Source organism: Nonomuraea terrae (assembly GCF_004348995.1).
In the GTDB taxonomy this organism is placed as follows: domain Bacteria; phylum Actinomycetota; class Actinomycetes; order Streptosporangiales; family Streptosporangiaceae; genus Nonomuraea; species Nonomuraea terrae.
The window spans coordinates 1-6708 of the sequence record NZ_SMKQ01000322.1 but is presented as its reverse complement, the minus strand read 5'-3'; the positions used below and the strand labels follow the sequence as shown (position 1 = coordinate 6708).

Below are 6708 nucleotides of genomic sequence, written 5' to 3'. Positions count from 1 at the left end.
GTGGTGAGCGTCGTGGTGCTGGCCATCCTCGTTCCCCTCGGACTGGTGGCGTGGCGTGACGAGGGCACCACGGCGGCCTGGGACGGCAGCGGCCCCATGCCGAGCTGGGGCGACGGCGGCTTCGCCACCTCCGACGAGGGAGACCCCCTGTTCGCCTGGGAGGACGGCTACCGCGAGCCGACGGCGCCGCCGAGCGACGGGGCGCGACGCGGCGCCGACGTGATCGGCGACCGGCGTACGGCCGACCCGTGCGCCCTGCTGAGACCCGCCGCGCTGGGCCGGTTCGGTCCCGCCGAGCTCGACCCCGACCTCGGCAACTTCGACCGCTGCCAGGCCCTCGTCCGTCCCCCGGGCGGCCCGGTCGTGGACGTCGAGGTCGGCTTCGACCTCGAGCCCCCGCCCGAGCAGGCGCCCCCGGCCCGGGTGACGGGCGACGTCGCCGTCGTGGAGGGCCCCGCCCAGAGCCACGCCTGCACCCGTACGCTCACCGTGGCAGGCGTCATCGGCACCACCATCACCATCACCGCCGGACGCGACAGTACGGGCACCGCCCCGCTCTGCGAGATCGCCGACGCGGCGACCGGCGACGCCGCGAACACCCTCAACCAGGGCGTGATCGCCCGCCGCCCCGCTCCCCCGTCCCACTCGCTGGCGCACCGGGACGCCTGCACCCTGCTCGACGCGCGGGCGCTCGAGGTCGTCCCCGGCGTCGACGCCGCAGCCGCCGACCGCGGCTTCGGCGGGTGGGGCTGCGACTGGGCGAGCACCACCGGCGACGTCAGGGTCGGCCTCCGGTTCCACCGGGGGCCGCCGCCCGACGCGGCGGGCGGCGCGTCCACGCAGGTCAACGGCTTGCGCGCCTTCGTCCGCCCGGGCGGCGACGGCGACGAGACGTGCCTGGTGGAGGTGCCCTACCGTTCGTACGCTGGGCGCACAGGCCAGACCGCGGCCGAGTCGCTGCGTCTGGTGGCGAGCGGTTCGCCGGCGGAGGAGGAGCTGTGCCGGATGGCCGCCGATCTGGCCGGTTCGGCCGCCGCCCGGCTGCCCCGCCCGTGAGCGACGATGACCGGAACTGACAGCCGCGCGCGCGGCGTCGCGCCCATCCCCGCGGGCACGTTGCACGTGCGCACGGTCTACGGCGGCGTCGAGGCGCGCCCGGAGCCCGGCGTGACGATCAGGTTCGGGCGCGGCCAGCGGCCCGGCGTGGACGTGTGCGTGGGCGAGGACGACCTGTGGGTGAGCCGCAGGCACGGCGAGCTCTTCTACCGCAGGCGCCGCTGGTGGCTGCGGAACACCGGCCGCCAGCTCCTGCGCCTGCCGCGCGGCCGGCTGATGCACGCGACGACCGAGCCGGTGCCGCTGGCTGTGGGGTACACGCCGGTGTTCGTCCGCGGCTCGGGCTTCCGCGAGCACCTGGTCGAGCTGTACGTCACGGGCCACGACGACGAACGTGTCCCCCGCCGGCGCGCCGTCACGCTGCCGCCGCGCAGGTGGCCGCTCGACGACGACGAACGCCTCCTGCTGGTGGTCCTTGGCCAGCGCTACCTGCTGTACGAGGAGGTGCCGCGCCCGCTGTCGTACCGTCAAGCCGCCGAGCAGCTCGCCTACCTCAGGCCCGGCGGCGACTGGCGGGAGCGCCGGATCGAGCACCGGATCGAGGCCGTACGCCGCCGCCTGCACGCCGGCGGCTTCCCGTACCCGCTGACGCACGACAAGTCGGCGGGCGGCCCCTCCGGCGACCTCCTGCACAACCTGCTGCGGGGGCTGGTGGAGTCGACGACGCTCGTCCCGCCCGACCTCGAGTTGCTGGAGGACGGCCCATGAGACTCAGGACGGCGGCTCGCGCAGCACGAACCCGGCCCCGCGTACGGCGTGCAGCATGCGGGGCCGTCCGCCGGCCTCCAGCTTGCGCCGCAGGTGGCCGGCCAGCGCGTCCACGGCGTTCGCGGTGACCTCGAAGTCGTAGCCCCACACGCGTTCCAGCAGCAGCGGCCGGGACATCACGATGCCGGCGTTGCGCGCCAGCTCCTCCAGCAGGCGGAACTCCCGCCGCGTCACGTCGATCTCCCGCCCGTCGAGGGTGACCCGGCGGGCGGCGGGGTCGACGGTCAGCGGCCCGACGCTGACCGCGGCGCCGGAGGCGGGGCCGTTGCGGCGCAGGAGGGCGCGCAGGCGCAGGGCCAGCTCGTACAGGTCGAACGGTTTGACCACGTAGTCGTCGGCGCCGGCGGCGAGCGCGGCGACGCGTTCGTCCACCTCGTCGCGGTCGGACAGGATGAGCACCGGCGCCTGCGTGCCGGCCGCGCGTAATCGCCGGCAGACCTCTATGCCCGACATGCCGGGCATAGAGAGGTCCAGCACGAGTGCGTCCGGCCGTACCCGGTCGAAGCTTTCCAGGGCGAGCGGCCCCGACCCGGCGGTGTCGACGGCGAAGCCTTCCAGCCGCAGCCCGCGCCACAACGCGCGCTGGATCGTCTGGTCGTCGTCCACGGCGAGGATCCGGTACGCGGTCATGGCGGGCTCCTCAGGCGGGGGCGCGGCCCCACTATGTCCGACTTATGGGGATTGTAAGTCGATCAGCCTGCCGGTTCAGCGGGTGTCGCGGCGCAGGGGGTGGTCGTCCGGGATCTGGACGAGGACGATCCGGTTGCCGTCGGGGTCGGTGATCCAGAGCTCCACCAGGCCCCACGGCTCCGTGCGGGCCTCGCGCAGCACGGTGACGCCGGCCTTGGTGAGCCGTTCCTCCTCGGCGGCCACGTCGCGTACCTGCAGCCAGAGCGCCACCGCGGCGGCGGGCCCGTCGTCGGACCGCCCGGACAGCTCCAGGAACCCGTGCCCGAGGAAGAAGACCACGCCCGGTTGCTCCGGCGGGCCGAACTCGCGGTAGACGGCGAGGCCCAGCGTGTCGGCGTAGAAGCGGCGGCTGCGCGCCGGGTCACGGGGACGCAGCAACACACGGCTGCTCAGCACTTCCATGCCGGACCTGTTCCCCGGCCCCCTACCGGGGAATCAGCGGGGCCGGTCGATGCGGTAGACGTAGTGCTCGCGGCCGTCGATCGGGTTGTCGGGCTCCAGCTCGCCCCGCGCGACCCGGCGCAGCCCGGCCTTGCGCAGCGCGTTCCACGAGGCGGCGTTCCCCGCGGCGACCGGGACGATGACGCACGGCGCGGACGGCAGGTCGTCCCAGGTCCGCTCGATCATCGAGGAGATCATCAGCGTGCCGAGCCCGCGCCCGGCCCGTCGCGGGTCACCGATCAGGTAGTCCATGGTGACCGCGCCCGACGGCACGGGGACGATGGCCGCCAGCTCGTCGCGCTCTTCGGGGTAGTCGTCCAGCCGGGACCGCTGGACGAGGCCGAGCGGCTCGCCGTCGAGGAGGGCGAGGAAGTCCTCCGACGGTTCCTCGCCCCTGGCGGCCGGCCCGAAGTCGCGCGCCACCGCCTCCGGCGAGGTCTCGTGGTTCCACCACCGCGCCACGTGCGGCTGCTCCAGCCACGTGCGCAGCAGCGGGAAGTCCGGCTCGCCGACCCGGCGCCATGTGATCACTCAAGCAGAGGTACCGCAGCCGGTCGATCGCCGCAAGCGCGGCGATCGACCGTCACGTCATCACACGACCGCGCCCGTGCCGCGAGGAGCGCGGTCGGTACGGGGCCGGGCGAGCTCGGGCGGCGGGCGGCGGTCGAAGCGGCCCAGCCAGATCGCCAGCGGACCGGCCACGAACGCCGACGACAGCGTGCCGAACACGATGCCCGCCACCAGCGCGATCGCGAAGTCGCGCAGCGAGTCGCCACCGAAGACGGTCAGCGCGAGCAGGATGAACAGCGCGCCGAGGCCGGTGTTGACGGTACGCGGCATGGTCTCCAGGATCGCGCCGTTCACCGCCGCCGCGAACGGCTCCCGGCGGCGGGCCGCCCACAGCTCCCTGACCCGGTCGAACACCACCACCTTGTCGTTGACCGAGTAACCGACCACGGTCAGCATCGCGGCCAGGAACACGCCGTCGACGGGCTTGCCCAGCCAGGCGAACATCCCCACCACCAGCGTCGCGTCCACGACGAGCGCGAGGACGGCCGCGGCGCCGAACGTCCACCGGAAGCGCACGGCCAGGTACAGCAGCTGCATCGCCACCGCCACGCCGAGCGCGATGAGCGCGTTGCGGCGCAGCTCCTCGCCGAGGCTGGGGCCGATGAACTCCTCGCGCCGCTTCGTCACCTCACCCGCCTGGCGTTCGAGCTCCTGCTCGATCCTGGCCACCTCCTCCAGCCCGAGACCGGCGGCGCGTACGGAGACGCCGTCGCCGGTGGACTGCACGACCGCCGCCGGCACCCCGGCCCGCGTGACAGCCTGGCTCGCGGCGTCGGCGGCGACAGGCCGGGCGGTGCCGAACTCCACGAGCCGTCCGCCGGTGAACTCGACACCGAAGTTCAGCCCGCGGACGAGCAGACCGGCCACGGCCACCGCGGCCAGCCCGCCGGCGATCGCCAGCCACAGCGTGCGGCGCCGCATGAGCTGCGGGTTCCTGCGCGCCAGCCACGTCCTGACGGTTCCGGTCGTGGCGAGACCGGACAGGCGCGGCCCGACCCGGCCCATGACGGCGTGCGTGAGCACCCGAGTGATCAGCATGGCCGACACGAGCGAGGCGAGCACGCCGACGGCCAGCGTCACACCGAACCCCTTGACCGGGCCGGACGCCAGCCAGAACAGCAGCCCGGCGGCGATCAGGGTGGTGACGTTGGAGTCAGCGACGGCGCTCCACGCCTTCCTGAACCCCTGGCCGAGCGCGGCCCGCAGGCCGCGCCGGGGCGCGCGTCCGTACTCCTCCCTGGTGCGTTCGTAGACCAGGACGTTGGCGTCGATCGCCATGCCGATCGCCAGCACGAACCCGGCCAGTCCCGGCAGCGTGAACGTCGCGCCCATGGCCACCAGGGCCGCGTACGAGATGAGGCCGTAGCAGACGAGCGCGATCACCGACAGCAGCCCGGCCAGGCGGTAGACGGCGACGATGAACACGGCGGTCAGGATCAGCCCCGCGACCGCCGCCTTGGCGCTGGCCTCGATGGCCGCCTCGCCGAGGGTCGGGCCGACCGTACGCTGCGAGACCAGGTCGAGCGGCACCGGCAGCGCGCCGCCCTTGATCAGCACCGCCAGGTCGCGGGCCTCCTCGTGGGTGAAGGAGCCGGTGATCTCGGAGCTGCCGCCCGGGATCCCGCTGCCGCAGGGGATGGACGGGTCGACCGGCGGCGAGGAGATGACCTCCTGGTCGAGCACGATGGCGACGCGGCGGCGCGGGTCGTCGTACGGGTGGCAGGCCGCCTCGGCGGTGAGCTTCCGCCAGGGCCCTTCCTCGCGGAAGTCGAGGCCCACCCACCAGCCGGGACCGCGCTGGGGGTCGCTGCGTTCGGCGGCGTCGCGGACGCCGTCGCCGGTGATGACGGCCGGGCCGAGCCGCACCCAGCCGCCCACGTCGTCGCGTACGGCGCCCTCGTCCCCCTCCCTGGCGGCGCCGAGCACGGAATGGAACGTGAGCTGGGCGGTACGGCCGATGATCTCGGCCGCCTGCCGCGGGTCGAGCACGCCGGGCAGCTCGACGATGATCCGCCGCTCGCCGGAGCGGACTAGGGTGGGATCGACCACGCCGAGAGCGTCCGCCCGCTGGCGCAGCACGCTGAGGGCGCGGTCGGTGGCGGCCGCGTCGGCCTTGACGGTCGGTGCGTCTCTCGTCTCGAAGACGAGCTGGGTGCCGCCCCGCAGGTCCAGGCCGAGCCGGGGAGCCGCGGAAAGTGTCACGATGATCGAGATCGCGGTGACGGCACACGCCGCCACCGCACGCCAGAAGGGCGCACGGAACATGGGAAAGCCTCCACAGGCTGGGACGTGCGAAAAGAGTCGTCAGAACCCTGTGGAGGGAGGAGCCCGCGCCGCCGCCGCCGACGGCGCCCGCACCGGAGGCTCGTCACCGGCCACCGCCGGTACGACCACCACCCAAGCCGCCCGGAACCCGGTGGCCCCGCTCCCGAGCACCCCCGCCGTCCCAGGCCCGGCCAGCCCGTACGCGCCCGCCCAGGCACGGGCGTCGGGCGCTTGGTGCGGCGCCTGCCGCACCCCGGACTGCGCCTGCTGCCGGGCGGCGTCCGGCATGCCGGCCGTCTGCGGCGCAGGCCGCGCGGCGGTCTGCGGACCGGCCTGCGCGACGGAGATCTGGCGGACGACCTGCGGGACGGCCTGGGCCTGTGCGCCGGCCGGCAGGAACCAGGACAGGAGGAGCAGGAACGCGGCAGACCAGCGAGCCCGCACGTCACCCTCCTCCCGCCGGCCCGGGGCCGCCCGGCGAGGAGCGGCCTTTCCCGAGACCCTAGACGCCACCGGCCCCCGCCGCACGTCCTGCGCCGTCCCGGCGCGTCCCGGCGCCCGGATTCGGTGCGGGTGGGTGGGGTAGGCGCAGGGCGAGAGGTGGCTGAGGGGATGACGAAGCTGGTCGAGGAGAGTCCCTACCGGTGGCGGATCGAGCCGGAGGGGGCGATGCGGGTGCCCGGGATCGTGTTCGCGAGCCGGGAGCTGCTGCCCGACCCCGCCGAGGACCAGGCTCTCGGCCAGGTCGCGGCGGTGGCCACGCTGCCGGGGATCGTCGAGGCGTCGTACGCGATGCCCGACATGCACTGGGGTTACGGGTTCCCCATCGGCGGGGTGGCGGCGACCGACGTCGACGAC

General features: G+C 74.6%; 8 protein-coding genes. 3 read left to right on the top strand and 5 right to left on the bottom strand.

Annotation, left to right across the window (positions count from 1 at the left end):
• Together E1286_RS45095 and E1286_RS45090 are read left to right on the top strand one after the other, a co-directional pair.
• Positions 1 to 1056, top strand: a 1056-nt coding sequence (locus tag E1286_RS45095) for a hypothetical protein (RefSeq protein ID WP_223190928.1), incomplete at its 5' end; no start/stop codon positions are given.
• Between the two features lie 6 nt (positions 1057 to 1062).
• Positions 1063 to 1824, top strand: a complete 762-nt coding sequence (locus tag E1286_RS45090; RefSeq protein WP_132623232.1) for an FHA domain-containing protein — start codon at positions 1063 to 1065, stop codon at positions 1822 to 1824.
• A gap of 3 nt (positions 1825 to 1827) precedes the next feature.
• Here the strand turns inward: E1286_RS45090 and E1286_RS45085 are convergent, their stop codons facing one another.
• The 5 genes from E1286_RS45085 to E1286_RS45065 form a co-directional block, all read right to left on the bottom strand.
• Entirely contained in the window at positions 1828 to 2514 is a 687-nt protein-coding gene (locus E1286_RS45085; RefSeq protein WP_132623230.1) for a response regulator transcription factor, read from the bottom strand.
• 75 nt (positions 2515 to 2589) lie between these two features.
• On the bottom strand, positions 2590 to 2976 hold the full coding sequence (locus E1286_RS45080) for a VOC family protein (protein ID WP_132623228.1): 387 nt from the start codon (positions 2974 to 2976) through the stop codon (positions 2590 to 2592).
• A gap of 33 nt (positions 2977 to 3009) precedes the next feature.
• Complete coding sequence (locus E1286_RS45075; RefSeq protein ID WP_132623226.1) at positions 3010 to 3546, bottom strand: GNAT family N-acetyltransferase; 537 nt, start codon at positions 3544 to 3546, stop codon at positions 3010 to 3012.
• A 60-nt stretch (positions 3547 to 3606) separates the two neighbouring features.
• Positions 3607 to 5850, bottom strand: a complete 2244-nt coding sequence (gene secD, locus E1286_RS45070) for a protein translocase subunit SecD (protein ID WP_132623224.1) — start codon at positions 5848 to 5850, stop codon at positions 3607 to 3609.
• Between the two features lie 39 nt (positions 5851 to 5889).
• A complete protein-coding gene (locus E1286_RS45065; RefSeq protein ID WP_132623222.1) occupies positions 5890 to 6294 on the bottom strand; it encodes a hypothetical protein in 405 nt (134 codons plus the stop codon).
• A gap of 168 nt (positions 6295 to 6462) precedes the next feature.
• Between E1286_RS45065 and E1286_RS45060 the strand changes: the two genes are divergently transcribed.
• On the top strand, positions 6463 to 6708 hold a 246-nt coding region (locus E1286_RS45060; protein WP_187368325.1), incomplete at its 3' end, for an RtcB family protein.